General features: G+C 50.0%; 20 protein-coding genes and 1 tRNA gene. 5 read left to right on the top strand and 16 right to left on the bottom strand.

Going from position 1 to position 26,224, the window contains the following annotated elements; translation table 11 throughout:
• Positions 1-367: 367 nt before the first annotated feature.
• Both groL and groES read right to left on the bottom strand, forming a co-directional pair.
• A complete protein-coding gene (gene groL / locus F1593_RS01455; RefSeq protein WP_149399604.1) occupies positions 368-2,008 on the bottom strand; it encodes a chaperonin GroEL in 1,641 nt (546 codons plus the stop codon).
• A gap of 40 nt (positions 2,009-2,048) precedes the next feature.
• Positions 2,049-2,342 (bottom strand): co-chaperone GroES, encoded by a 294-nt coding sequence (gene groES, locus F1593_RS01450; protein WP_149399602.1) that lies wholly within the window; start codon positions 2,340-2,342, stop codon positions 2,049-2,051.
• A 471-nt stretch (positions 2,343-2,813) separates the two neighbouring features.
• On the opposite strand from groES, the gene F1593_RS01445 reads away from it, so the two are divergent.
• Positions 2,814-5,183 carry a serine/threonine protein kinase gene (locus F1593_RS01445; RefSeq protein WP_149399600.1) on the top strand — a complete coding sequence of 790 codons (2,370 nt, stop codon included), beginning with the start codon at positions 2,814-2,816 and terminating at the stop codon, positions 5,181-5,183.
• A gap of 303 nt (positions 5,184-5,486) precedes the next feature.
• Here F1593_RS01445 and F1593_RS01440 read toward each other — a convergent pair whose 3' ends face one another.
• From F1593_RS01440 to F1593_RS01425, 4 genes are all read right to left on the bottom strand, one after another.
• Positions 5,487-6,146, bottom strand: a complete 660-nt coding sequence (locus F1593_RS01440) for a regulatory protein RecX (protein WP_149399598.1) — start codon at positions 6,144-6,146, stop codon at positions 5,487-5,489.
• A gap of 472 nt (positions 6,147-6,618) precedes the next feature.
• Positions 6,619-7,041 (bottom strand): aspartate 1-decarboxylase, encoded by a 423-nt coding sequence (gene panD, locus F1593_RS01435; RefSeq protein ID WP_149399596.1) that lies wholly within the window; start codon positions 7,039-7,041, stop codon positions 6,619-6,621.
• A 485-nt stretch (positions 7,042-7,526) separates the two neighbouring features.
• Entirely contained in the window at positions 7,527-7,769 is a 243-nt protein-coding gene (locus F1593_RS01430; protein WP_149399594.1) for a hypothetical protein, read from the bottom strand.
• 148 nt (positions 7,770-7,917) lie between these two features.
• The gene (locus F1593_RS01425; protein WP_149399592.1) at positions 7,918-11,442 is read right to left on the bottom strand and encodes a beta-sandwich domain-containing protein; all 3,525 of its coding nucleotides are present in this window, start codon (positions 11,440-11,442) and stop codon (positions 7,918-7,920) included.
• Between the two features lie 730 nt (positions 11,443-12,172).
• Between F1593_RS01425 and F1593_RS01420 the strand changes: the two genes are divergently transcribed.
• Positions 12,173-12,487, top strand: coding sequence for a hypothetical protein (locus F1593_RS01420; RefSeq protein ID WP_149399590.1), 315 nt, complete (start codon positions 12,173-12,175; stop codon positions 12,485-12,487).
• Here F1593_RS01420 and F1593_RS01415 read toward each other — a convergent pair.
• Complete coding sequence (locus F1593_RS01415; protein ID WP_149399587.1) at positions 12,484-13,059, bottom strand: ribonuclease FAU-1 family protein; 576 nt, start codon at positions 13,057-13,059, stop codon at positions 12,484-12,486. The genes F1593_RS01420 and F1593_RS01415 overlap by 4 nt on opposite strands.
• Before the next feature lie 219 nt (positions 13,060-13,278).
• Here F1593_RS01415 and F1593_RS01410 point away from each other — a divergent pair, with 219 nt between their 5' ends.
• Positions 13,279-14,679 (top strand): class II fumarate hydratase, encoded by a 1,401-nt coding sequence (locus F1593_RS01410; protein WP_149399585.1) that lies wholly within the window; start codon positions 13,279-13,281, stop codon positions 14,677-14,679.
• A 467-nt stretch (positions 14,680-15,146) separates the two neighbouring features.
• Positions 15,147-15,219: transfer RNA gene (locus F1593_RS01405), tRNA-Ala, on the top strand.
• A 159-nt stretch (positions 15,220-15,378) separates the two neighbouring features.
• On the opposite strand, the gene F1593_RS01400 is transcribed toward F1593_RS01405, so the two are convergent.
• The 5 genes from F1593_RS01400 to aspS all read right to left on the bottom strand — a co-directional run bounded on the left by F1593_RS01400 (position 15,379) and on the right by aspS (position 19,663).
• Positions 15,379-16,146 carry an ABC transporter permease gene (locus F1593_RS01400; protein WP_149399583.1) on the bottom strand — a complete coding sequence of 256 codons (768 nt, stop codon included), beginning with the start codon at positions 16,144-16,146 and terminating at the stop codon, positions 15,379-15,381.
• On the bottom strand, positions 16,147-16,947 hold the full coding sequence (locus tag F1593_RS01395; protein WP_149399685.1) for an ABC transporter ATP-binding protein: 801 nt from the start codon (positions 16,945-16,947) through the stop codon (positions 16,147-16,149). It abuts the gene before it with no gap.
• On the bottom strand, positions 16,919-17,782 hold the full coding sequence (locus F1593_RS01390; protein ID WP_149399581.1) for a pentapeptide repeat-containing protein: 864 nt from the start codon (positions 17,780-17,782) through the stop codon (positions 16,919-16,921). The genes F1593_RS01395 and F1593_RS01390 overlap by 29 nt, the downstream gene beginning before the upstream one ends.
• Positions 17,783-17,797: 15 nt before the next feature.
• Positions 17,798-18,127 carry a PadR family transcriptional regulator gene (locus F1593_RS01385; RefSeq protein WP_149399579.1) on the bottom strand — a complete coding sequence of 110 codons (330 nt, stop codon included), beginning with the start codon at positions 18,125-18,127 and terminating at the stop codon, positions 17,798-17,800.
• Positions 18,128-18,355: 228 nt separating this feature from the next.
• Positions 18,356-19,663: an aspartate--tRNA(Asn) ligase gene (gene aspS, locus F1593_RS01380; protein WP_149399576.1), complete on the bottom strand. Its 1,308-nt coding sequence runs from the start codon at positions 19,661-19,663 to the stop codon at positions 18,356-18,358.
• A 249-nt stretch (positions 19,664-19,912) separates the two neighbouring features.
• On the opposite strand from aspS, the gene F1593_RS01375 reads away from it, so the two are divergent.
• A complete protein-coding gene (locus F1593_RS01375; protein ID WP_149399574.1) occupies positions 19,913-20,227 on the top strand; it encodes a hypothetical protein in 315 nt (104 codons plus the stop codon).
• 38 nt (positions 20,228-20,265) lie between these two features.
• Here the strand turns inward: F1593_RS01375 and F1593_RS01370 are convergent, their stop codons facing one another.
• The 4 genes from F1593_RS01370 to F1593_RS01355 form a co-directional block, all read right to left on the bottom strand.
• Positions 20,266-21,573 carry an MFS transporter gene (locus F1593_RS01370; RefSeq protein ID WP_149399572.1) on the bottom strand — a complete coding sequence of 436 codons (1,308 nt, stop codon included), beginning with the start codon at positions 21,571-21,573 and terminating at the stop codon, positions 20,266-20,268.
• 466 nt (positions 21,574-22,039) lie between these two features.
• Complete coding sequence (locus tag F1593_RS01365; RefSeq protein ID WP_149399570.1) at positions 22,040-23,257, bottom strand: protein kinase domain-containing protein; 1,218 nt, start codon at positions 23,255-23,257, stop codon at positions 22,040-22,042.
• A 73-nt stretch (positions 23,258-23,330) separates the two neighbouring features.
• Positions 23,331-24,416, bottom strand: a complete 1,086-nt coding sequence (locus F1593_RS01360) for an ROK family protein (RefSeq protein ID WP_172631779.1) — start codon at positions 24,414-24,416, stop codon at positions 23,331-23,333.
• 686 nt (positions 24,417-25,102) lie between these two features.
• Positions 25,103-26,182 (bottom strand): DUF6585 family protein, encoded by a 1,080-nt coding sequence (locus F1593_RS01355; RefSeq protein WP_149399566.1) that lies wholly within the window; start codon positions 26,180-26,182, stop codon positions 25,103-25,105.
• Positions 26,183-26,224 lie beyond the last annotated feature (42 nt).

Here is a 26,224-nt window from a genome sequence, read left to right as displayed (position 1 = left end):
TCGCCTCCACCCTTCTGGTGGATACAGCAGGTCTAATTTGTTCTATGCTTTATCGCAAATGGTTCATTGTGAACCTGGACGATATGAAAATGAATGTAGCTATCACACATGTACTACACATGACTCTGGTCGCTATTTTAGCATATCAATACTGCTCTAATTACCGCTTATTTTTCGCTTATTTTTAAATTGTTCTCGGGCTAATCTGGCTTCTGGCCTTGCCTGAGCCTTACTTCTCTATTATATATATCAGACGCCTGGCAAATGGAATATGGAGAAAAATGGGCTAGTGGAAAACAGAAACAGCCCACATTCCAGAGGTTGATGCCTCCGAAATGTGGGCTGTTTGCATACTATGGGAAATGGATTACATCATTCCCATGCCGGGCATGCCGCCCATTCCTGGAGCGCCGCCAGCAGGGGCTGGATTCTCCTCAGGGATGTCGCTGACCAGGGTGTCGGTCGAAAGGACCATGCTGGCAATGCTGACTGCGTTTTGCAGGGCCGAGCGGGTCACTTTCACTGGATCGATGATACCAGCTTTAACCATGTCAACATATTCGTTGGTCAGAGCATTGAAGCCAAAGCCATGGGGGTGATTGAGGACGTTAGCAACAATCACGGCACCATCTTTACCGGCGTTGTGAGCAATCTGACGCAGGGGCTCTTCGAGCGCGCGGCGCAGGATGTTCACACCAGTAGCCTCGTCGCCAGCTTGAGCTGTGACAGTGTCGAGAGCTTTGATCGCACCAACCAGAGCAGCACCACCACCAGGGACGATACCCTCTTCAATAGCAGCCCGTGTGGCCGAGAGAGCATCCTCAACGCGGTGCTTCTTCTCTTTCATCTCAACTTCGGTTGCAGCACCAACGCGGATCACACCAACACCGCCAGCCAGTTTGGCGAGGCGCTCCTGGAGTTTTTCGCGGTCATAATCGCTGGTGGTCTCGTTGATCAACATGCGGATCTGAGAAACGCGGGCATGGATATCCTCATGGGAACCAGCACCCTCAACGATGGTGGTGACTTCTTTGTTGGACGTAACGGTACGAGCACTACCCAGATCTTGCAGGGTAGCATTCTCAAGCTTGAGACCGACTTTCTCTGTGATAACGGTCGCGCCAGTCAGGATAGCGATATCCTCAAGCATAGCATCGCGGCGATCGCCGAAACCAGGAGCCTTCACACCCAGCACGTTGAATGCACCACGCATTTTGTTGACGACCAGGGTCGCCAGAGCCTCGCCATCGATGTCCTCAGAGATAATGACCAGGTCCTTGCGACCGGTTTGCAGAACAGCTTCGAGGATTGGCAGGATGTCAGCAATAGCGCTGATCTTCTTGTCGGTAACGAGAATATAAGGATCGCTCAATTCGGCGACGGTATGCTCGGCATTTGTGGTCATGTAGGGAGAGATATAGCCACGGTCGAACTGCATACCCTCGGTATACTCTTTCTCGGTCGTAATACCACGGCCCTCTTCGACGGTGATAACGCCATCTTTACCGACTTTTTCCATTACTTCAGCGATCAGGCTACCGATCTCCGCATCACCAGCGGAAATAGATGCCACCTGGGCGATCTCTTCCTGGGTCTCAACGGGCTTGGCCTGGGATTTGATCTCAGCGATAACAGCCTCGACGCCCTTCTCCAAACCATGGCGCAGGATCATTGGATTGGCGCCAGCAGCCAGATTCTTCAAGCCTTCGTTGACAACAGCATGAGCCAGGACGGTTGCCGTTGTTGTGCCATCACCAGCCACATCGTTGGTCTTGGTAGCGGCCTCTTTCAACAACTGAGCACCCATATTCTCAAATGCATCAGGTAGCTCAATTTCGCGAGCGATGCTAACACCATCGTTCGTGATTGTGGGCGAGCCAAACTTTTTATCCAACACCACATTGCGACCCTTCGGTCCAATTGTGACGCGGACCGCATTCGCTACCGTATCCATACCTCGTTTGAGGGCATGACGCGCTTGCTCATCAAAAATTACTTGTTTTGCCACGAAATTCACTCCTCTGATACAACCAAACTAATTGGACAACCTATTCCACAATACCCATAATATCGCTCTCGCGGAGGATCAAATACTCCTGGCCGTCAATTTTGACTTCGGTACCAGCATATTTGGCAAACAATACATGCTGCCCGACTTCTACTTCAAGGGCGCTGCGCTTACCATTATCTAATACTTTACCGGAACCAACTGCCAGGATCTCACCCTCCTGGGGTTTCTCTTTTGCTGTGTCCGGCAATACAATGCCGCTGCGTGTGACTGCTTCACGGGCCAGGCCCTTGACTACCACACGGTCACCTAATGGTTGAAGCTTGACTGACATACTTCAATTCTCCCTAGTGTGTATGTTCAAGAAGGCAAGGGATTCCTCACCCTCCATTGATTATTTAGCACTCTCATTATGAGAGTGCGAACCGGCTATATAATACAACATAGGTGTCCAATTCGCAAGGGGAAAAGCGTGCAATTATGGTGGTATACTCTTCACTTCTGATAACACAGGTGCTATACTGCACATAGCATGTACGTTATGTCAAATATTGCTGAATATTCATAATAGGTATAACCGCCTACGGCGGTTGGAGAAGAGGAGGTTGTGGGGACACCCCACACCCCGGCAGGAGGACGGCTGTCCTCCTCGCACCTCCTGCTGGTAGGCTGCGCTCCTACGGGTAGCTGAAATAATTATCCTACGGGTACAGGAGGACGGCTGTCCTCCTCGCACCTCCTGCTGGTAGGCCGCGCTCCTACGGGTAGCTGAAATAATTATCCTACGGGTAGCTGAAATAATTATATGAGCGAAAATTTTGGGTTCGTTTCTGAGCGAAAACAACATATCAAAGAAGAGGGGCTTGCTCTGCAATCATTTGGCAATTATGAGTTGATACGGCGCATCGACGTCGGGGGCATGGGAGAAGTTTACCTGGCCCATCAACGGAGCGCCTTCGGACGGGAAGTCGCCATCAAAATTATTCGTTCTGATCTTGTCAATGATGCCATTGCCCGTCAGCGCTTTGTGCGCGAGGCCGAGGTCGCCTCTTACTTAAAACACAACCATATCCTGCCCTTGTTAGAATTTGGGGAGGAGCAGGGCCGTTTGTTCATTGTGACTCCTTATATTAAGGATGGTACACTGGCCCAACGTTTACAGCGTGGCGCGCTACCTATCACCGAAGTCCATCATCTCTTTAACGCGCTTGGCCGCGCCGTATCCTATCTCCATAAGCGCGGGATCGTGCATCGTGATCTGAAGCCAGCCAATATTCTCTTGGATAAAGAAGAGGATGGTGATCGTGTATATGTGCGCTTAATCGATTTTGGGATTGCCTGGTCGCAAGGGATATTCAATAACGGACCATTGCCAACCAATGGGCCAGATTTTGGGACCGCTGACTATATGGCCCCTGAACGCTTACAGGGTATCGCCGCACCCAGCAATGATATCTATTCGCTCGGTGTTATCCTGCATCTGATGCTGACCGGTGATCTGCCCCGACCCGAAGCTCCACAGAATCTCCCGATGCCTTTGATGAGTGTGATCAGTCGCTGCCTGGAAACAGAGCCAGAGGATCGCTTCGCCAGTGTCGATGATTTATTGCTCTCCTTTGATCACGCCTTTAAATCTTTAACCTCATCGCAACAGATGCGCCCGGTCCAGGCTGTCCAGCCAGCGCAGGGGGAAATCTCCCGTACACGCCGCAATGGTCCCATGCTCGATGAGGAGGATGAGACAGAGGTAGCCGCAGAGAGATGGAAGGAACAGGAAAAGCAAGAGCCAATAAAGCCCCATCTGCCACCCCCAACGCTGCGTGCGCATCAGGGCCAGCAGGGAACAGAACCCAGCTCACGTCCGCCCGCCAGAGGAGACGCACCTTCGCGACCACCAGTCAGACGAGGATCATCCGGTGAGCATCCCAGCATACCGCCAGCTACGAAACGTGTGCTCAGGCAGGAGAGTGGACCCCAGCGAGCTATTCCGGCTGCGCATACCGCCAATAACATGCCTGTTATTCCGCAGACAGCACGTTTAACGCCAGCACCAGTGCCCGCGCAGCAGACCCACGGCACCATTCTGCCATCCCTATCGCAAAAAGACACGGCCTTCAAAAAAATGGATTATGATGCGCCGACAACTGAGATTGATGCAGAGGTAAGCAGACCCAGGCGCAAATTTCTCCCGGCCAAAGAGCAACGTCAGCAGGTAGCAAGTCCCACGAGTCAGAGCAAACCACCTCGAACGAGGCGGAAACGTCGAGGTTCTGTAATCGCCATATTCGGTGGATTGATCCTTGCGGTTCTCTTAGCCATGGCTGGTATCACCTATCTCATTGTACAGGCATCAACTACGGCCAGCGTGCTGATAGCGCCACGGATGCAGACAGTCAATGGTGTCTTTACCCTGACAGCCAAACCAGGCGTCAAAACAATTGACGCCAGCGCGAAGGTGATTCCAGCCAACGTCCTGACCAGTACACAACAGGGATCAATGCAAGGACGACCTACGGGCGTCAGTGGCTGTGTACTCAGCATATTTGAGTGCAAGGAAACAGTATCATTAGAGGATGTCAGTACGCTCGCGGCCCAGGTGAAACCTGGCTTGAAATATCAGATCACCCAGGATATCAATAAGCAGGCGAAGCTGATTGGCGGCACCATCGTCGGCACCATCGTCTACAGCGATGGAACTATCACAGCTAATCCAGCTGTTGGAACGGTCAGTAAGTCCATGTCTGTCACCGTCAACGAACAGGGTAGCGTTGAATATTTCCAGGCCAAAGACGTACAAAATCTGGCCCTGCAGATGCTCAAGAGTAAGCTGAGTAGCAATTATGATTTGATCGACGCTATGACACGTGTAGGACAGCCCGTCATTCGTAGTCAGGATGCCAATGGAAACATCACCATCGCCATTGCCGCCGCTGGCATATCGCGCTATCAAATCACAGATAATATACTCGCCACGCTCAAAAACCAGCTCAAAGGAAGCAATCTCAAGCAAGCGCAATCCATCATTCGCCAGCAGCCCAATCTGGACACAGCCACCGCTTCAGTACACCTCTCCTATGGAGATACAATACCAGCGAACGTCCAGCAGATTCACATCACCATCTTAAATCCGACCGCTATTCCAGCGGTCAAACTTCCAACCGTCCCACGCTCCTAATCTTAAAACCAGCAGATATTTCAACGGTCCAACATCCAGCCGGAGCCGAAAAAGCGCCAGCACCTGATACAGGTTCTGGCGAAGCAGGGAAGCTTAACAAAGTCTTTGATTCCCATGCTCTCCACAATCTCTGTGCATGCTTTTTCGCGCCTGCGGTGCTCAAACAGTTTTTAGTGTGTGGTGCAGGAAAATTTCTATGCACTTTTTCTGCACCACACACTAAAAAGGGCGCAGGCGCGCATGCGCCTGCCAGCAGGTGAGCAGCAAGATCCCGCTGGGAGTGGGAATCAAACACTTTGTAAATTAAAAATCCTCTTCTGCTGGCTCATCTGTATGCTCTTGCCAGAGCGTCTGCACGGCGTGTTTGGTCACGGAATAGCTGAAACCCCGGCGCTGCAAAAAAGGACCCAGGCGACCACGAAAGGTATTAAAATCAAGATCTGGTTGACGGAATAAAGATAGAGCCTTCTTGCGGCCCGCCTCCAGCGCCAGCTCCTCATCCTGCTCGCCAGTCACCATTTCATCGATCACCTCGCTATCCACTCCCTTCATCTTCAACTCGCTTTTCAAGGCCTGCGCGCCCTTGGGATGAAAACGCCCACGCGACTCAATCCAAAACGAAGCAAACGACTCATCATTTAAAAGATTCAAGCGATCCAGGCGCTCCAGCACGGGATCGATTAATTCGGGCGGCGTCTGTTTCTGGCGCAGATAGCGGCGCACCTCTTCCCGGCTATGGGGGCGCGAGGCAAGATAATTCAAAGTGCGATCTACTGCTTTTTGCAATGCCTCCGCCTGCTCCATCTCCTGTAACAGAGCGGGCGTTACTTCTTGATTGATGCGCAGTCCCATCTGGAGCACAATCAAAGTACTCATCCCTAACAAAAAGCGATCATTCACAAAAACGCTGATACGATCAGGATCATTAACCTGCGATTGTAGCGCGGTAATACGCATAGACATAAGCAGTATGGCCCCCTTTCCCTTTCATGGTCCTAACCTCTCATCAACACTCTCCGCTACCACAAAGGAAGCAGGGGTGCAAAGGGGCAACAGTTCCCCTGACGGAGTTTGGGGTGTCCTCATCCCATCCTCTCTCTACTCGCCGCCAAAGGCAGCATAAAGAAAACCAATACCATTCATTATAAGTATTCTAATCGGGATAAGCAAAAAGGAAAAACGAGCAAAAAATATCGCAGAGGCTACATATCCACAACCTCCACGATAATTCAATGGATTTCAGCTAAGCTCTATATGGATCATTGAGCTTCTCTTTCTATCACAAGAAAGAGCATGATTATAGCGCGCTTCTGCATGGTGCTCTGGGAAAAAGAGGGCCAGTAAGAGGAAACGTACTAACTAACGTTTGTTAGGCTAGAGGGAAGTAGCAATTCATCCAGCCCCTCAGGGTGAATGAACAGACTACTTGAAGCTACTAGGAAAGAGCAACTTCGGGTTCTAATGTATCAATATAATCGGGCAACATCTCAACCAGAGGAACTTCTTTCTTCTCGGTTAGACGATTATTCTCATCCACAAAAGCGATCTGTGGTACCAATTCATGGATCTCAGCATCACTATACAAAGCATAGCTCATAATGATAACGATATCGCCAGGAGCGGTCAGACGCGCTGCAGCACCATTTAAGCAGATAACGCCGGAACCACGAGCACCCGCGATGGTATAGGTCTCCAGACGAGAACCATTATTAATGTTCACAACCTGGACCTTTTCGTAAGGATAAATGTTCGCGGCATCCAGTAGATCCTGATCAACCGTGATGCTACCGATATAATTCAAATCGGCTTGGGTCACAGTGGCGCGATGAATCTTCCCTTTGCACATGGTACGTAGCATAAGTGTAGCGGTTCCTTTCCCGTATTAGAATAACGAAAAACAAGGGGGGATATTCTTAAAAATGCTTATTCCTTTTTCCCCTACCTCACTATAATAAACGATATGGATAGTAAATTAGCAACAGTATAGGAACAAGGTAACGGTATAGACAAGAAAGTATTGTTTTTCCTTCTTTTTGTTGGCATGTGCCAGCCATGCGCTATGCAGAAAGGCCTGGAGTTGCGACCTGTGGGCATGTCAAGCCTCTTGTATCCCGCCTTCGGCGGGGGAGAGAGATGAGGGAAGCGTGGGGAACACCCCACACCCCGGCAGTGGGACTGCTGTCCCCCTGCACCCCCTGCTCCTTTCAGTGGGACTGTCACCTCCCTTGCAGCTGCTTTTCCCCTGCACCCCCTGCTCCTTTCAGTGGGACTGTCACCTCCCTTGCAGCTACTGTCCCCCTGCACCCTCTACTCCCTTGCGGGGGCATTGGAGTAGCGTAAGGCTTAAAGAGAGAGTATGGCGCGAGCATAGGCCTCAGGGACGCTCTGTGCGTCATATACAGCCTCTTTAACCAACAGGCGGTAGTGACATTTCCAACGGCGGGCGGGCCAATCCGCTAACTTGATCAGAGTATAGGTAGCTACTCGTTGTTCAAGCGCCTGCCGCAGAGCCACCTCACTGAAATCCACAATCCCCTGTTGCCCCAATTGCTGGCGCAGCTCATCCGATAAATCAGGCACCATCATCCTTACTTCCTCTTCATCCTATGAGAAATCTCCTTTGGTTATTCTCTGCATGATACATCCAGATTGCAAATGTTGGGGATAAAAAACAGGAGAGCGGGCTTTTTAAGCCCTCCCTCCTGTTGTTCTGTTAGCACACCGAAAAGTGTAGCTAGTGAGTGGCGACGCTAAAGATGTGCATATGACCAGCGGTCTGGGCCGAGGTCGGCAACGTTACGCTGACTACTGGTTCATTATAGCTCAGGATAAATTCAGACTCGAACACATAAGTGGAAACATTTTGTTTCCCGCCTGGAGTGTTGCGATAGGGCAGTTTAAATGCTGTCTGATTACCATAGGTTGGCGCTTGCTTGCCTGCATTTAACGTCCAATCACTAAAGCCAAGGCTCTCAGTCTGGGTTTTGCCATCTGCATAAGTGATAGTAATGTTTCCTTGCGAAGGCCCGTTAATGGAAGATCCAAGGAAGGCAATCGTAGTAGCGCCATAGACGGAGTTCACCGGTACAACCTGTCCACCTGCGATGTAATTATTCGCCGTCGCACCAACTCCGCTCGGCCAGATAAAGGTAGCACCATTCATATTGAAATTGCCACCAGGAGTCACCCCGGCATTTTGCAGAGCCTGACGGGAATAGCTGGCACCACCGGCATCAAAGGCTGCGGATGCTGGCTGATTATCAGCACTGGTTCCCCGACTGTTATATGGGGCTACGGCCAGGCTTGGATCAGACTTTGTGGAGACCGAAAAGATGTGCATCTGTCCACCGGTCGTAGTTGTGGGCAATGTCACACTCACGATATTTTTTGCAGGCGCTAATGCGACATCTGTATAGAATACAAAGGTATTAAATGCCTGCTTGCCCGTATGCTGGTTACGATAGGGCATGGAAAGTGCGATCTTATTATTATACGCTGGTGCCAGCATATCGCCACCCAATACCCAGTCGCTAAAGCCAAGCATAAATGGTTGGGTTGATCCATCATCATAAGTAATGGTTGCTGAGCCTTGAGAGTTTCCATTCGTACTGGCTCCCAGGAATGTCAGGGTTTGAGCACTGGCAACCGGCGAAATTGGAATGGTAATCGTTTGACCATTAATAGCATAGTTATTGGGTGTACCTGAATCGGCAGCAGGCCAGATGAAGGTTGATCCATAAGAATAAACAGATGTACCGGGAATAAGCCCGACTGCCTGGGCGGCCTGGGAGGAATAACTGCTGCCAGGATTGCTCGCAGTGCCGTCGAAATTGCCAGACGCAGGCGCTGTATCCGAAGACATGCCCACGTTATTATACGGTACAGTAGGAGTTGGATTCGTAGTAATGGTTCCATTAGCAGTCGAGATGGCAAAAATGTGCATTTGTCCACCCGTCGTTTGAGCCGGGAGCGTAACGCTCTGGGGAGTCTTGCCTGCTTGTAATGTAACATCCGCATAAAACACATAGTTGTTGACGGCCTGGAAACCATTCACAGTGTTACGATACGACATGGTCGCCAGTCTGCCATTACCGAAAGAGACAGGGGCTGTGCCTCCTCCCAGAGTCCAGTCGCTAAAACCAAGCGTAAACTTTTGAGTTGAGCCATCTGTATAATTAATGGTTGCGGAACCATAGGTTGGTCCGCCACTGGAAGCGCCCAGGAACCCTAACAGATTAGCATTAGCAATGGGATTGCTAACGGGAATAGTTTGACCTGCTGGAACGTAGTTATCTGGCTGACCAGCCGGTACATCCGGCCAGGTAAAGACCATTGTTTTATAGCTGACCTTGTAGAATGTATTGTCACCAGGATTAATACCATTGTAGAGCAGAGCTGTGGCAGAGTAGCTGCGATTGCCGCCATCGAAATTTCCAATTCCCGGCTGCGTGTCACTACTGATGCCAACATTATTAAAGCTGGCAGTACCAGGAGCGGGTGTTGGTGTCGGAGTAGGTGGTGTTGGTGTTCCGGTAGGCGTTGGTGTTGGCGTTCCGGTAGGCGTTGACAACGTACTGTAAATGGTCAGGCTGGTTTTTGTACCAACAAATACCTCACCATTCGCGACAATCGGTGTTGAGAATTTAACATAGCTATCCAAAGAATCACGGCCTGAATTGCTATTATAAAGCTCACGGCTCAGATTAGTCGGGTCATATGCCCGCAGGATGCCCAGTGGATCAATAACCCAGAGCACACCTGTTCCGGCTGCTCCATTGTTGCTAGAGATAACCGTGTTACCACCGGTAAAATTGTAGGTTTCCGCTGACTGTGAAGTCGGTCCAGCTGACAATTTGCCAGTGGTCGGATCATATGCAAATGCTTTGATGTTGTCATGAACACCACCAAAGTAGACCGTATTGTTATAGAAAGAAGGTACCGTGTAAATACCGCCAATGATTTTGGGGTACAACTCTTGCACAATCTTATCAACATCCTGGCGCTTTTGTTCTGGGGATGTAGAAGCGCAACTCAAATTTGGATCGTTGGTGAACTTGCCCATGTTATTGGTATTCAGCACATAGACACGCCCCTCTTTACCAGCTTGAATCAAACGACTCGTACCCGGGATGAGTAACGGGCCACCAGAGCCAAGGTCAGCATCAGCCTGTTGCAAACAGACCTGATTGAAGGCAGCAAAGTAATCCAACACCTTCAAGTCGGACGTCAATTTGAGGATTGCGTCACTGGCATTGACACCACCAGAGACGTTGAGATCGAAATCGCCATTACCACTGCTAAAGTAGATATTCCCCTGACTATCCGCTACTAATGGGCCGCCGCCGGCCCACAGGCCACCCTCCTGGCCGTTCGCAGTAGAGTTATAAATAGCAGACTGCTGTAAAACGCCCCCGCTATAACTATAGCTCATAATCCAACCATGATAAGGACCAACATCACAGAAGGAACCAAAAGCGACATAGACCTTTCCATTAGAGAGAAGCAGTGCTGAACGTTGGCGCTCATATTGAGCATTGAAAGTTATCTTTCCATTGACACTACCCGTACCTTTACCAGCAACCGAGCCCTGAATAATTGTTGGGCTACCGGCCTTCTCTTGTCCTGAAGCCAGATCAAGCGCATGGAGACGGTAGATAAAGTTTCCATTCTCTTTCGTAAAAGCTACGATATAGAGCGTATTTGTCTGAGGATCAATGACCGGGGTGCTGGAGAGACCATCTTCAGGAATCATATCATTACAGGAGACATCGACATTTGAGGGAGAAGTCCCATTGCCCAAAAGTGAAGTCTGCCAGATGGGGGCCTTGGAGGTTGTCTGGTCGGCATCAAATGCATAGAGGCTATCATGCTCGGTTGCCACATAGACCACATTATGAGTAGAGCCATTTATAGTGACATTCGGTACATAAAGAGGTTGCGCATAAACCTGCCCATCAACGGGATAGGAAATACGCTTCCCAAACGAGGAAGCAATCACATTACTCGTATTTAATGTCGTCTCATTAGGATATTGACCGGTATGGTAGTTATCTCCTTTGTACGTTAGCACCGCAGTATTGCTGGCTGCTGCATGGGCTGATATAAGGGAGAAGAGATTGAGCGATAAAAATGTTCCACCAATAATACCCAGCAAAATCAAAACGCTGATCACCCCATAAAGCCGTCGTCGTGGATCAGAAGAGGGGCCAAAAATAGAACTGAAGTACTTGTTCTCAGTAGCTAGATTCCGGGAAATCATCCGTAATCTCCTTCATTGCAGTTATTGTTCACTATACGTTGCATCGAAAACAGAGATAGAATAAAGAGATACTGTTTTAGGAATAGGTTTATTTTTGTGTGAAAAAGCAGGCAAAAAAACAGTACATCATAAGCAAAATAAAGTAGTTTTTCTCGTTTATATATTCGTACATTATAATGTATAAATCATTGAATTGTAAATAACAACATTACGGCAAAAAGGTAGTCATAAAGTACTTTTACGGTATAATAAACTGAGAGAAATCGTATTTTGTGGAATAATTAGTATTGCTGGGATCAATGTATTTTAGAAGGCAGTGCGAGCAGCTAATTATCGAAAAGCATGAGCGGTACAGGGTGTTCAAATGCCAGAAAAAAGTAGCAAACAAAGAACTCTTTCTTTGCGCAAAACATCAGAATATACCATTTACAAATTCTTAACGTAAGGCCTGGTGATCCTGCGTAAGTGGATATCTCTCAAGCATCTTTCACAATTTTGACAATTTCCCTAAAGGCTTGTCGATTGGGGATTATATAAGTACAATACACGATATCAAAGGAAAGGCGAATGATTTATGAAAAAATACATTCTCTCAGGTATTTTTATAGCGCTATGCACACTTTTTTTAGTAGCCTGTAGCGATTCCTCGAACTCAAATGCTAGCCCTCCGCGGGGGACAAGTAGCCAAAGTAGTCATGTCACTCCTGTAACAGAGCCAAAAACAGCTATATTGAGCATACCGGCGGTTGCTGGTTTTTATCAGGCCATTAAAGCCAGAAATTATACTCTCGCATATAGTTATCTCACAGACAATGCCACTACAGAAAAAGGTCAGCGGCTTACCAAAGATGTCTTTATCCAAATGGCAAAGGCAGCTGATGGCGATAATGGACCTGTGACTGACGTGTTGATCAATCCAGGCTCAACCGATTCAACCAGTATGGTCACAACCATTGATCGCAGCACCCATCTGCATTATCATTCGCATCTCACCCTGAAGAAAGACGGTAAGCTCTGGAAAATTGTCTTCCTGGATAGAATTTAAGCAGGCGAGGCACTACGCAGGATCTCTGCTGCTGTCAAGGGATCAAGCAGAGCAAAATCGGTGCGTGGAAGCTGGCGTGGAATGACTGCGAAAGGTCCCGTCCAGCTTTTAGCCTGCTGCTCAAGCAGATCTAGCGCCGCATAGGATTGCTGACGGGACTGCTTAACCAGGGGGAATTTGCGTGCAGCACGCTCAAAAACTTCCTGGTCCTTTGTATAGACATTGAAATCTTCCTCGACCACGACATCTACATAGAGATCAATATACACAAGCTCCGGCGCAACATTGGCAGTTTGTTTATCGTAAGCTTGCGGAAGCACCACATCACAATAGACACCAATGCATGTTCCCTGATCGTTATAGTGAGCATGCAACGTATGCCAGGCATCCGACCAGAAATAGACCAGGGTATGTTTGACCGAGGTCCATGTTCCAGGCTTCCAATGCATGGCGGTTCCCATGGGAGTCCAAATCACAAAATACTGATCGCTAACAGGGATATGATAGCCCCGCCAGCTAGCCCACTGGTCCCCATTCACAAGGAGCTTCCGAATTGTCACCTCAAGTAGCATATTTTCCTATCCTCTTCCAATTACAGCCAGACGAGTTTATATCTACAATTATAGACGAAGATTACACTGAGCAACAAGAAGATAAGGCTTGACGTCTGAAGCATATCATTGTGTGGCGCATAAAACGTTCTTTGGACATTTTATGCGCCACACAATTAATAGAGCGCGGCGGGGTGATATAATGACTGAGTGATACACCATGCTCGAAGAGGAGGTTCTATGTCGCAGACAACTCAAAATACCCGCATTGAGCGCGATTCTATGGGTGAAATGCAGGTACCCAATCATGTTTACTATGGCGCAAGTACGCAACGTGCAGTCCTCAATTTTCCCATCAGTGAACTACGTTTTCCACGTGCATTCATTCGTGCACTGGGACAGATCAAGCAGGTAGCAGCTCAGGTAAATGCAGACCTGGGGCATATCGATGCTACTATCGCGGATGCTATCGTGCAAGCATCGCAAGAGGTTATCGACGGGCAGTTGGATCAACACTTTGTACTGGATATATTTCAAACTGGCTCAGGTACCTCTACTAATATGAATGCCAACGAAGTGATTGCCAACCGGGCCAGTGAGATACTGGGTGGTGCACGGGGCTCAAAAAAAGTTCATCCCAACGACCATGTCAACTTTGGGCAATCCTCCAATGATGTTATTCCAAGTGCCATTCATCTTGCGGCCCAGCTCAGCATTGAAAAGGAATTAGTTCCAGCCCTGCTGGGATTACAGAATACGCTGGGGGATAAAGCCGAAGAGTTTATGCCTGTGATTAAGACTGGCCGTACCCATCTGCAAGACGCAACCCCGATTCGCCTGGGACAGGAATTTCTGGGCTATACGAGTCAGATCGAGCGTGCGATTATCCGTCTGAATCATGCGCAGAGTGAACTGTCAGAAGTGGCACTGGGAGGAACAGCCGTCGGTACAGGCGTGAATACCGATCCAGTCTTCGCGACTCGTGTCTGCGAACGCCTCTCTACACTCAACGGTATTGAGGTCAGAGAGACAGGGAATCACTTCCAGGCCCAGAGCACCATGGATAACGTGGTCGAGGCCAGCGGAGTGCTCAATACAATCGCTGTCAGCCTGATGAAAATCGCCAACGATATTCGCTGGCTGGGCTCTGGCCCACGCGCAGGTATTGGCGAAATTGAACTGCCTGCCGTCCAACCCGGCAGCTCGATCATGCCAGGTAAAGTGAATCCAGTAATCGCGGAATCCGTCTGTATGGTCTGCGCACAGGTCATAGGCAACCATACAACCATCACCATCGCTGGACAATCCGGCAACTTTGAAATCAACGTCATGATGCCAGTGATAGCGCACAACATCCTGCAATCCATCAGTCTGCTGGCGGCGGCGGCTCGTAACTTCGATCATCAATGTATCAAGGGACTCAAAGCAACCAGCAAAGGACCAGAGATGGTCGAGCGTGGCCTGGCGATTTGTACCTCGCTAGCCCCCGTCATCGGCTACGATGCAGCGGCAGCTATCTCGAAACAGGCCCATCAAACCGGCCAGACCGTCCGAGAAGTTGCCCGTGAAAAAACCCAGCTCTCCGACGCAGAACTCGACCGCATCCTGAATCCTGAAAGCATGACCCAACCCGGCCTCTAACCGCACATCATTATCATATAAAACCGTATATTTACGGCGCGGTTACACACGGTAAGCTACATCCCCTGGATGATGTGGCTCTCTATCTTTTCGGGGGATTGAGAGGAGGGGGGATTTGTTAAGGGTACAACCCTTAACCTGGGGCCCGGGGCTATGCCCCGGTCTCTTACATCCCTCTCGCCGCCGCATGCGGCGGCGAAGAAAAGAAGAAAAAGGGGGATTTGTGGACACCCCAAACCCCGGCAAAGGGCTGGCCGCCCTTTGCAATCCCGCTTGAAAAGCCTTCTGTTCGTACCTATGGGCTGCCGCCCCTGCACCCCGCTTTCACCCGCAAAGACGGAGAACCAAAGACACGAAGACAATGAAACAAGTAAGCAATATTTTAAAGAGAAAAAAAATCGAAAAAACTATTGCAAATAGGGAGAGGACCTGCTATAATTATTTCTTGTAAGCGGCAAACACAATATGGGCTTGTAGCGCAGCTGGTAGAGCGCCTCCATGGCATGGAGGAGGTCAGGAGTTCGAGTCTCCTCAGGTCCACCCAAACCAGAAGGATCTCTCATCATTTGATGAGAGATCCTTTTTTGCTTGAGATTATGCTTCATCTTTTCGGTAAATCGAGGTCCCGACATAACCCCCCCTCAAAATTCCGCTAAGGGGTTGCTGGCTTAGAACTGGTCCTCGGATACTGCGCTCTTTTTACACGCGCTTTTTATAGGCCCACATCGCAAAGAGGTAGGCCACAACCAGAATGCCGACGCACCATGCAAGAGCAACCCATATATTGTTAGACACTGGCTGTCCAGACAGTAACGCACGGATGGTATCCACGATCGCCGTCACTGGCTGATTTTCGGCAAAGACCCTGACGACCAGTGGCATCGATCTGGTTGGCACAAACGCCGAGCTGATAAAGGGCAGGAAGATAATCGGATACGAAAATGCAGTTGCCCCGTCTGTCGATTTTGCGGTCAGTCCGGCAATCACCGCAACCCAGGTTAAAGCCAGCGTAAACAACGCGAGTATACCGACGACGGCAAGCCATGACAGGATGCCCGCCGACGAACGAAAGCCCATAATCAACGCGACGAGAATGATGACCACCACCGAAATCGCGTTGGAGACCAGCGAGGTCAGGACATGTCCCCACAGCATGGTGGAAGGGGCAATCGGCATGGAGCGAAATCGCTCAAAGATACCCCGTTGCACATCAGTAAACAAACGGAAAGCCGTATAGGATATCCCGCTCGCAATAGCAATCAGTAAGATACCAGGTAACAAGTAATTGACATAATTAGCTGTCCCGGTTTGAATTGCGCCGCCGAACACATACACGAACAGCAACATAAACGCAATAGGCATGATCGTGACCGTGATGATGGTGTCCATACTGCGGAAAATATGGCGCATGGAACGACCAAGCATCACGCTCATATCGCTGAAAAAGTGTTTCTGTATCGTTTCCATTTACTGATCCTCCTTTTTGCCAATGATGGCAAGAAATATCTCCTCCAAGGTTGGTTGTTTTTCAACATACTCCACCGAAGCCACTGGAAACAGCTTTTTTAGCTCCATGAGCGTGCCGCTGGCGATAATCGTGCCCTCATGGAGAATGGCAATGTGATCGGCCAGCTGTTCCGCCTCATCCAGGTACTGCGTGGTCAAGAAGATTGTGATGCCACTATCCGCCAGCTCCTTCACCACTTTCCACACCTCAATGCGTCCCTCGGGGTCAAGCCCGGTGGTCGGCTCGTCCAGGAACAGGATCGGCGGTGTTCCCACCAGGCTCATGGCCAGATCAAGCCTGCGGCGCATACCGCCTGAATACGTCGACGCCCTGCGGTTTGCGGCATCGGTTAAACCGAAGCGTGTCAGTAGCTCGTCGGCAATCTGGCGCGGATGTTTGAGATGTCGGAGCCTGGCGATCATGATCAGATTTTCTTGCCCGGTTAAAATCTCATCCACGGCGGCAAATTGCCCGGTCAGACTCAGTGATTGCCGCACGTGGTCTGGCTTTGACGCAACATCAAATCCGTTGACGATGGCAGTTCCGCCGTCCTGTTTGAGCAGCGTAGTGAGGATTTTGATAAGCGTTGTCTTGCCCGCGCCGTTGGAGCCAAGCAGGGCAAAAATGCTGCCCTGCTCCACAGTGAAATTCACGCCTTTTAAGACTGTGAGCTTCTTGTAGGATTTTTGTAGATCTTCTACCTGAATTGAAATGTTTTGCACAATCTTTTCCTTATGAGAGGACAGTCGCCTTCGATACATCAGCTCCCAGGCCTTTGAGCGCGGCATACGTTAACTTATCCATCATCGCGCCGTCAAAGTGAATGGATTGTATAGCACGCTTCAGAGACCAGAGACCTACCGGGCGGAAAGACACATTTTTGAGGGTCGCGCCCTGAAACGAAACATCCTTCAGTGCCGGCAGGTCAAACGTGACGCCGATAAAGGTCTGCCCATCAAGTTGCTGTCCGCTCAGGTCGGAATAGTGGAAGTCTACGCCCAGAAAGGTACAGCTTTCAAAGGTGGTTTTTCGCAGGTCAGTCTTCGTGAATTTGACATCAGTCAGCTTGACTCCGATGAATTGTGCTCCGACCAGCCCCGACGCGTTGAAGTTGGTGCGCACAAGGATGGCTTCACGGAAGTTCGCATCCGCAAGGTCAAGGGTGGAGAAGTCGCAATCGGTCAGATTGGCGCCAGCAAACGTGGCTTCACGGACGTCACTGCCCCGAAACGAGCTCCCGGTTAAGTCTGCGCCCGTAAAGTCAGAGCCGCGCAACGCGCTCGCTTTAAAATTTCCTTGATGCGCGATAACACCCGCAAAGTCGCTCTTTGGCAAATTACTTGCACTCAAGTTTATGAACACCTGCCGCTCCAGCGAGTGGGAGAGGTTGGCGACCTCCTGGACGGTTTGCTCAATGTCGCCGATACTCTCAATGGTCATGTCAAAGGCAGTTTCATCATCCTTACCCTCAGCTTTGAGTTCCCGGAAGCGCTCCAACAAATCGGCGAGCAGATCAGCCTTTAATTCGGTCGCGCTTTTTACCCCATCGTAGGGAGCAAAAACGCCGTTGACATAGTTGGTCAATTTCTCATTCATAACAACACATTTCCTTTACAAGAGGTTATCCAGTACGCGCTTCGCGTACTCCCAGTTGCGTTTGTTGCGATCGTACGTCGCTTTCCCTTTTTCAGTAATCCTGAAATATTTCCGCCTTCCGCCCTGAGATTCATCGCCCCAATACCATTCGATATCACCGTCCACCTCAAGCCGCCGGACGCTGGAGTACATCGTGGCTTCCTTTAATTCATAGTCCCCACCCGAGCGCTCAGCAATCAGCTTGACAATCTCGTAGCCGTAGCGGTCAGCTTCCGATAAGAGGCGTAAAATCATCGTATCGGTATGTCCGCGCAGCAGGTCAGAAGTAAGTTTGTTTTCACTCATATCATCACCTCGTATTGGGATTATACATCATATTACTATGTCTGTCAAGTTACTATTCCAATAATGATACTTTGTTTGATAAATATGCCAGCATGGTCCTCATCACCTCTGTTTGACGCAGAAGACGAGCCGCAGCGAGCCGAGGCGCCCACCTTCAGGGTCATGGATGGCTTCCATGACCCTGAAATGGCTCAAAGCGTGCCCTTGCAACGCGTTCAGTTTTAACGTCTACGGGACCAGGCGGTTGAGGTCACGGGGAAAAGTGGCTGTGAGTTTGACGTTCTGGATGCCGAGTAACTGCATGAGCAGGCGTTCAAGTCCGATAGCAAAGCCTCCATGCGGTGGCATGCCGTATTTAAATGCTTCCAGGTAGTAGTCAAATGCTGCGATGGGCAGATGGGCACGCTCAAGGGTCACTATGTAGTCCTGATGCAGATGCAGGCGTTGCCCTCCTGTGACGAGTTCAGTTCCGCGAAAAAGCAGGTCAAACGAGTTGGAATATTCCGGACACTGCGGATCTGGATGCGTATAAAAGGGCCGTTTACGCATAGGATAACCAGTAACGAATAAGAAGTCACTCTGGAATTCCTGTTGCGCCCACGCGCCCAGCCAGCGCTCATCCTGTGGCGAGAGGTCTGGTTCACCGCGCACATCGACTTGATGCAGTTTGAGGATAAGTTCCTGCGCGTCCGCGAAATGGATGGAGGGGACTTCAGCAGGCATAGTAGGTATGCGAGTATGTAAGAGTTCCAGTTCGGGACTGTAATTTTCGCTCAAGCTATTGAGGATAAAACCAATAACGTCACGCAATAAGGCCATGACGGTAGTATGATTGTCGATAAAGCCGAATTCAGCATCCAGGCTAATGTATTCGTTGAGATGGCGCGTGGTGTCGTGCGGCTCGGCGCGGAAGACGTGTCCTACCTCGAAGACACGCTCAAAGACACCAACCATGATCTGCTTATAGAATTGTGGGCTCTGGGCCAGATAAGCCGGACGTCCAAAGTAGTCTAGTTGGAAGACGTTAGCCCCGCTTTCAGTAGCAGCTGCTACGATTTTGGGAGTCTGAATTTCTGTAAAGTTACGCTCGGTTAAGATACGGCGATAGGCTGCGATAATCCCAGCCGAGAGACGAAAGATGGCCCGGCGCTGTGGATGCCGATTGGCAACCGGCGCATGATCCAGTAAGGTTGCAGGCTGAGCGTTGAGTTTGGTCTTGTTGAGCATAATAGGCGGAACTTCGGAGATAGGGCTGAGAATCTCAATGCTCAGGTCGTGCAGTTCACATCCTCCCGGAGCCTGCGCTGTACCAATCACCTGACCCTCGATCACAATAATACTTTCCAGGCCAGCCTCGGCAGCTAAGAGCGGCGCAATTTCAGCCTCGCTTTCAGCCACGGCCTGCATTATTCCCCAGCCGTCACGTACGACAAGAAAGGTAATTCCACCTAGACGGCGGAATGAATGCAGCCAGCCAGCAACCCGAATACGCGTGCCAACATGAGATGAGATTTCGCTGGTGCGGATACGTTCCATGAGAAAAACTCCTTGCTATCTGATAAAAACATCTGCAGGCTTGTCAGGCTGTTTCAAAGAGGAAGGACACCTGACAAGCCTGCATACATTCTGTTACAGACATCCAGTGCCTTCCTCGCGATCATTATCGTCGCCGTCGTTATTCATCATCTCGCTCCTTCTGTGCATAGACATCAACAAAGATATCGCAGGTTATAGCTGGAAAAGGACAATAAAAAAACCCTCATCCTCCAGGAGGACGAGGGGCCTATGCGCCTATCGTGGTACCACCACCTTTTATTCCACGCTCCTACGCGCCCGTTTGCAAAGGCTGGTAGAAGTGGAATCTCAGTCGGTTCGGTCGCGCTCACTTGCTCATCATATATAAACAGTGGGATAACGACGAAACCGCTGCGCGATAACGGGCGCACAACCGAAAACCAGTTACTGGATAGCCAGCGCTATGGTTCGCTGGTTAGCTCATGGGTGTCATCGGATTGGAACGAAACGCAATGCTTGCAGCCTGGACATTGCTCTCTTAAGAATCGGGGACCGATCCAACATATCCCATTCATTGCTTTATGATATGCACTTATTTATTGATCAGACTATAACATCTCCTTCTAACTCACGTCAAGTCCAGTTGCATCGAGAACCGTTTCTGCAATGCTGACCGCGCTTTCCTCAATGGCATAGATGGGAGCTGTTTTGCTTATACCGAGCGCCCGCGCAAAGAAGATAAGATTGGGCGTGAGGATGGCACTGGTAGCCAGTAACGCAGCGCGCAAGGAGGGGGCACTACCAAGATAGCCAATACCCGGTCCACCTACGATCTGTCCAATGGCATCCACCTGTCCAAACATGGATATGACGGTGGCTCGTATGCGCGGCTCGCTGTTCTGAACAATCCAGGTATTATAGAGTGGCGCATCGGCACGCCGTCCAATACTGGCACACCAGAAGGAGAGCAGAGCCAGATAAAAATTATCAGTGAGCGCAAAGACGATGATGCTGCCAATTAACAGGATTTGCAAACCAGACATGACACGAATGACCAATGTCTGATTGTTAGTATTGACACAACGGCGCACAAGTTCTGTGGCAGTCAGACAGAGCAGGTGCGAGCCTTCAGCGATGATGCCAAACCAGATTAGTTGTGGCAGGTGAAAAAAGGACGGAAACGCGAAATCCTGGATAAAATGATCGGTCTGTAAACGATCAAAACCTTCGCTCGCCATGCCAACAAAGGCCGTGATACAAAGAATCGTCAGCAACATCCGACTGCGGCGTACAGCCTGACCGCCATCCGCCATCAATTGTCCCATCGCACGCCAGGAACTGCGTTCGGTATGTGGCGCGGGCTGAAAGTTGCGCTCCGGCATCCAGAAGAAAAGGAAAAGAGCCAGCAGGATAAAAACGACACCTCCGACGACAATCGGCAAATTCAGCCGCAGTAATCCCAATCCGATGCCCAGCGGTATGCCCAACAGCGAAGCAAGCATACCGAGTTGTGAACTACGCAGAAAAGCTGCACCCACGCGTTCCTCGCCGATCTCGCTGGCACACCAGGCCTCCTCAGCGCCGCTGACACAGGTCGCGCCACAGCCCCAGAGTATTTGAGCCAGCAACATCACGAAAAAGGTCGGGAGCATGCCCTCTAAGAGAAAGCCAAGACCCATCAAAAGATAGCCCACAATGACCGCCAGCCGACGGCTGTACATATCGGCCAGAATACCCGTCGGCACCTGACTGATAAAGCAAGCTGTTTCCAATGTCGTACCCACCAGGACCAATTGTAATGGATTGAGTTTTACCGTCTCAATTTGATAGACCATACTCAAAGTAAAAATGATGGATTGCGCAAACGCGCCCAGGCCAGCAATCCAGAGATAGACGGTAAAGGCATTAAACTTGCTGTGCTTAGAATGCATAGAATGGCACTCCTCAAATGTCTTCGTAAAGACGATTACAGAGCGAATATTATTAGGAGGGAAGAGTGCACATCAGGTCCCGGGATCATGAGTTCAGCAGTATTCACTGCGGCCCGTAGATATAATCAGTCATGTAGACATAATTATATACGGTAATAAGTAACCGCAGGGTGTGACTCATCGATCAAACACACAAGAAGTGAAAAAGCGAAGCTATTCTTGCTGCTTAGAGAGAGCACTCAATCCCAATGAGGCTGCTGGGGACAGTGGCAGCAATGGTGGAAAATGTGATTGATGCTGTTCTCATTGAATGCTCCTTACGCAGCACTTATAGTTATTTTGAAGAATTTGCGCTTAAAGCATACCATAAACCCCGCCATTATTCAAGAGTTTTTAGAGCAATCTCCGCGCGTCGGCAGGAGGATTGCTGTCCTCCTGCACTTCCGCATGGGAAAAGGTTCTATAGTTAGTGGATGAGGAGAGTTGATAAATAATAACCAATGCCAAAGAAGAGGGCAAATAGGAAGAGGCCCAGAATGATGATGAGAGGCATATTGACACGTTTGGCTGGTGTGCCTTCGTTGTATGCTGCCTGGCGGGCGGCCGCAAGCTGAGAACTCATAGACATATCAAAAGAGGCCCCCGTAGTCGGTTCAGGCCTCACCATGCGCTCATTAGCATCCACGCGGGTCGGGAAATCATTCCCGGCACCAGATAGTGAAGTGGAATCGGGACTGGCTCCCAGAGGCTGGCTGAGGAGACCGGTACGCACAGGCATAAATTGCGCTTGCGCGGCACGTCCCGCAGGTTCTTCAGCCACCTGATAGGCTAACGCTGGTGCGGGCTGAGCCATAGCCGGAACGGGTATAGCAGGCGCTAACGCATCAGCGAGCTTCTTTAATTCAGCATGCAGTGCTTCGGCGGCTGAAATATTCTGGGGATGCTGGCGAATGACAGTGCGGGCAACGACTTCACAGACCTCGGGGGGCGTGTTGCGCATAAAGCGTAAACGTCCGTCGGTAGGAGGCTCGACAGTGCGCGCATCAGCGCTACGTCCTGAAGTGAGTAATTGATAGAGCAGAAGACCAACCGCACGGGTATCGTCAGCATAGCGCCCCTCGCTGGCCTGACCAACCGGCAAATCGGGATCAGAAAAAGGCGTAGGTCCACCACCCAGGATATTCCAGGTTGAAAAATAATGAACATCACCGGGCAAGGCAAAATTATTGACGCGTACAAATCCACGGCGGTCACGCACAATCGCAGCAGGAGTTAAATCGCCATGACATATTTTGCGCGATGGGGTTGCGGCATACATCAGTGCCTGGCAAATCTGCACGCCCAGATCAACCACATAATATGGCGAGAGTTGGGATTGCAACAATGTGCCAAAATCATCGCCATCAACATATTCCTGTACAATATATAAGGCATCAGGCTCAAGAATCAGGTCATAGATGCCAATAATATTGGGATGGGTAAACTGTGCAGTTGCGCGAATGGCAGCACGATAGATGGAAATATGTTCCACTGCTGCCGCTTTAACTGCAACTGTACGTTGCAATACCTGGTCGAACCCCTGGTAGACAGCAGAAGTTTGCCCCTGCTGTATCAAGCGTTGTAGCAGGTAGCGTCTTTGAATGACCCGGCCTGTTTCCACTGTAAGCCTCTCAAGATTACGCACTTATACGTCCTTGCATTCAGATAAGTGACCAAACATCGACCACCCAGCTGGCATGTCTGAATGTTATAAGTATTTATAGGTCTTGTAACGCCAGAGTAACGGCACCCAATAAGTTCGCCTCGGGCCCCAGAGCACTCTGCACGATACGTAAAGATTGGCTGGCCTCTGGCAAACAATACTTCTGGATACGCTCACGCAAGGGAGCGATTAAACGCTCGCCAGGGCTTGATCCAGGGCCACCCAGAATAATCATGCTGGGATTGACCAGATGTACGATGTTGGTAAGTGCCATGCCCAGATAATGATAAACATCGTGAACGACACGTTGCGCGATGGGATCACCCTCTTCCGCCAGTCGAAAGATCTGGTCAACGCTAATATGTTCTGTATCCCCCTCAGTGACCCGCTGCAGCGTCGCCGCAGTCTCTGGATATTCAGAAGAAAGATCCAGCATTGTACGCACAATCGCCTGTACTGACGCAATGGCTTCGAGATGTCCCGCCTGACCACAGGAACAGATCGGGCCATCCTCTTTCACGAAGAAATGACCAATTTCGCCAGCGGTACAGGTCGCGCCACGAAAAATACGTCCATTAATCACCAGGCCACCGCCAATACCACGCCCCAGGCCGACATAAAAGATGCCGCGTTCCCCCTGACCCACACCTCGCACATATTCTCCAAGTGCAGCCGCATTGGCATTATTATCTATAATACACGGTGCGCCCAACTTTTCCGCAAAATAGTCCTGAAGTGGGAAATTTATCCAACCCGGGGTATGATGAAACCGCTTCACGAGACCCTCACGTGCCTCTACCAGACCACCCACAGCCACTCCAACACGCAGGATTCTCGGTTCAATATTCCGCCCGGTACGCAGACGATCAGGATGCGCCACCTCAGCAATCATCTCATCCAACAAGCCAAGAACGGTCTGTGTATCGGGAGCATACTCCAGGGGACGGCGAACACGATGCAAAATAGTACCATTCAAATCCGCCAGAGCTACAGATTGACGCGCTCCGCTACTGCTCAACTCAATACCAACGACAAACCCCTCTGTAGCCAATAAATTGCCAGAGGTCCGTTGCGCCCCGGGTTGTCCTGAAGCGAAAGCCTCAGTGCCAGCGGTTCCACCTGAAGTAGGTTGTGTAGTCACGGCTCGCTCTCCTTCAATTCTACAACAGTCAGACTGTTTGAAATCTCCGTTTGCTGCCATCCATAGAAATGAGGCGAAGGCCGCCAGAAGCGCGCTCAGAGCATTCGGCAAGCCAGAAATTGCCCACAAATTCAAGATGGATGATCAGAATTTAGACGATCCTATATGTAGGATTGAGCATACTGGGACAACGGGTTTAGTATATCATACCGAAGGAGTAACGCAAAGTTGGCTAGGATGCCTGTCCCACTTCTTCACGCTCCTACCAACAACCAATACTGCCAGAGAGATACAGGCCACACTTCTATCACTTATAGTTTTTGATAGATAGAGAGGAAAGAGACAATCCAATCCAGCCTTATACATATCCCGAAGTGCCGCTATTCTCTATTTAACGTTATCCGCTCATGGTGCTCTATAGCTACTCATAGCACATCAAATTGTTTCATAGCAGGCATGGCTTAAACGCAGAGAGAGATCGGCTGACGCAGGGCATTCCTGGCCGGGAGAAAGAACGCAGCCTGACAAATTTAGCATGTATCAGATGGGCAAAAGTACTGGTATAGTCTCTCCCACCTCAGCTGGATCAGGATTATTAGAATGTTCAGACTCCCAGGTCTTCGCACACGCGTTTTCGCACACACCTGCCGACAAACTCTCGATGAGACTGGGAGCAAGATACATTCTTATGGGAAGAGGGCATAATCAATGAGTTGTTTGAGGAGGGCGACATCAGTGATAGTCCAGATAGGAAGGGTATACCACTGGTCGGTGGCGGCGTTGCGTTTGATGATGACTTCGTGTTCGTTGACGCCAATGCTGGCGATCTCTTCCCAGGGGAGAAATTCTTGCTGGCTATAGAGGTCGATGCCGTCTCGGCTGATGGCAAAGGGACCAAAGGCAATGGCTCCTCCAGTATCATAGGCGACCAGATGAGAGGGGCGAGCAGGGACCGAGAGAGGCTCCAAAGCAGGGATACGTGCTTGCTTGATAGCATATTCAAGCACCCCCTTGAAGATCCAGGTATTGGGAAATCCCGCCAGGCTCAAGGTAAGCCAGGCCCCGCTATCACCCAGGCGATAGATGTTAAGGGTAGTTTCATCGAGACTGATGCGCTGAAATTCATGCCAGGAGAGGAGTTGTTGCGCGGGTTGATAGATAATGCCATGTGGAGTGATAGTGAGATGAGCAAAGGTAAGTGGTTGACCCATATCATAATTCGCCAGCGCCTGGGGCAACAGGTAACGTGTGATTTCACGCTCCATAAATCCTCCCAGGCGATCCAGGTGGGGTAGATCGTTCTCTAACAGAAAAACAGCCCCATCCCGACGAACAATCTTATATCCGCGCAACACGGTTGCAGCACGATCCATTTTCAATTCTTTGGAAAGTTCCCGGATGTCATCCCAACGGATGATATCCGGGTGGCGGCGCACATAGATAATGCCTTTAGGACAGAGGAATACGCGCAGATGAATGGTGACGGCAGGCGTCATGAGCATCCATAGTCCAATCAAAAACCATGCCAGTCCAATTATGACCACCATCCAGGACTGCAAGGCGGGCCAGGTACTAAATATCTGGTCATAGAGGAATGCATACGCACCAATAATGCCAGCACTGACAATAAAGGCGAAGGAGGAGAGGAAGAGATAGGATTGTGTGGTGGCAGGTGACTCGTAGACAATACGTGGCGTGCCCAAGTGATGTGCATGTGCGCATGCATTGATTTTTTTTGGTATTTGTTTTTCAGATGTCACACGCATAATCAATCAGGCTCCGTTACCTTCATACTGGCGACACGTCCA

The sequence above is a fragment of the Dictyobacter arantiisoli genome, assembly GCF_008326305.1.
In the GTDB taxonomy this organism is placed as follows: domain Bacteria; phylum Chloroflexota; class Ktedonobacteria; order Ktedonobacterales; family Ktedonobacteraceae; genus Dictyobacter; species Dictyobacter arantiisoli.
This window is presented reverse-complemented; position numbering and strand designations above follow the sequence as displayed.

What these genes read in the sequence shown, in the direction of transcription:
- groES (WP_149399602.1), bottom strand. Translation starts at nt 2,342, where the DNA reads ATGTCAGTCAAGCTTCAACCATTAGGTGACCGTGTGGTAGTCAAGGGC.
- F1593_RS01445 (WP_149399600.1), top strand. Translation starts at nt 2,814, where the DNA reads ATGAGCGAAAATTTTGGGTTCGTTTCTGAGCGAAAACAACATATCAAA.
- F1593_RS01440 (WP_149399598.1), bottom strand. Translation starts at nt 6,146, where the DNA reads ATGTCTATGCGTATTACCGCGCTACAATCGCAGGTTAATGATCCTGAT.
- panD (WP_149399596.1), bottom strand. Translation starts at nt 7,041, where the DNA reads ATGCTACGTACCATGTGCAAAGGGAAGATTCATCGCGCCACTGTGACC.
- F1593_RS01430 (WP_149399594.1), bottom strand. Translation starts at nt 7,769, where the DNA reads ATGATGGTGCCTGATTTATCGGATGAGCTGCGCCAGCAATTGGGGCAA.
- F1593_RS01425 (WP_149399592.1), bottom strand. Translation starts at nt 11,442, where the DNA reads ATGATTTCCCGGAATCTAGCTACTGAGAACAAGTACTTCAGTTCTATT.
- F1593_RS01415 (WP_149399587.1), bottom strand. Translation starts at nt 13,059, where the DNA reads ATGCTACTTGAGGTGACAATTCGGAAGCTCCTTGTGAATGGGGACCAG.
- F1593_RS01410 (WP_149399585.1), top strand. Translation starts at nt 13,279, where the DNA reads ATGTCGCAGACAACTCAAAATACCCGCATTGAGCGCGATTCTATGGGT.
- F1593_RS01400 (WP_149399583.1), bottom strand. Translation starts at nt 16,146, where the DNA reads ATGGAAACGATACAGAAACACTTTTTCAGCGATATGAGCGTGATGCTT.
- F1593_RS01395 (WP_149399685.1), bottom strand. Translation starts at nt 16,947, where the DNA reads ATGTATCGAAGGCGACTGTCCTCTCATAAGGAAAAGATTGTGCAAAAC.
- F1593_RS01390 (WP_149399581.1), bottom strand. Translation starts at nt 17,782, where the DNA reads ATGAATGAGAAATTGACCAACTATGTCAACGGCGTTTTTGCTCCCTAC.
- F1593_RS01385 (WP_149399579.1), bottom strand. Translation starts at nt 18,127, where the DNA reads ATGAGTGAAAACAAACTTACTTCTGACCTGCTGCGCGGACATACCGAT.
- aspS (WP_149399576.1), bottom strand. Translation starts at nt 19,663, where the DNA reads ATGGAACGTATCCGCACCAGCGAAATCTCATCTCATGTTGGCACGCGT.
- F1593_RS01375 (WP_149399574.1), top strand. Translation starts at nt 19,913, where the DNA reads ATGCGCCTATCGTGGTACCACCACCTTTTATTCCACGCTCCTACGCGC.
- F1593_RS01370 (WP_149399572.1), bottom strand. Translation starts at nt 21,573, where the DNA reads ATGCATTCTAAGCACAGCAAGTTTAATGCCTTTACCGTCTATCTCTGG.
- F1593_RS01355 (WP_149399566.1), bottom strand. Translation starts at nt 26,182, where the DNA reads ATGCGTGTGACATCTGAAAAACAAATACCAAAAAAAATCAATGCATGC.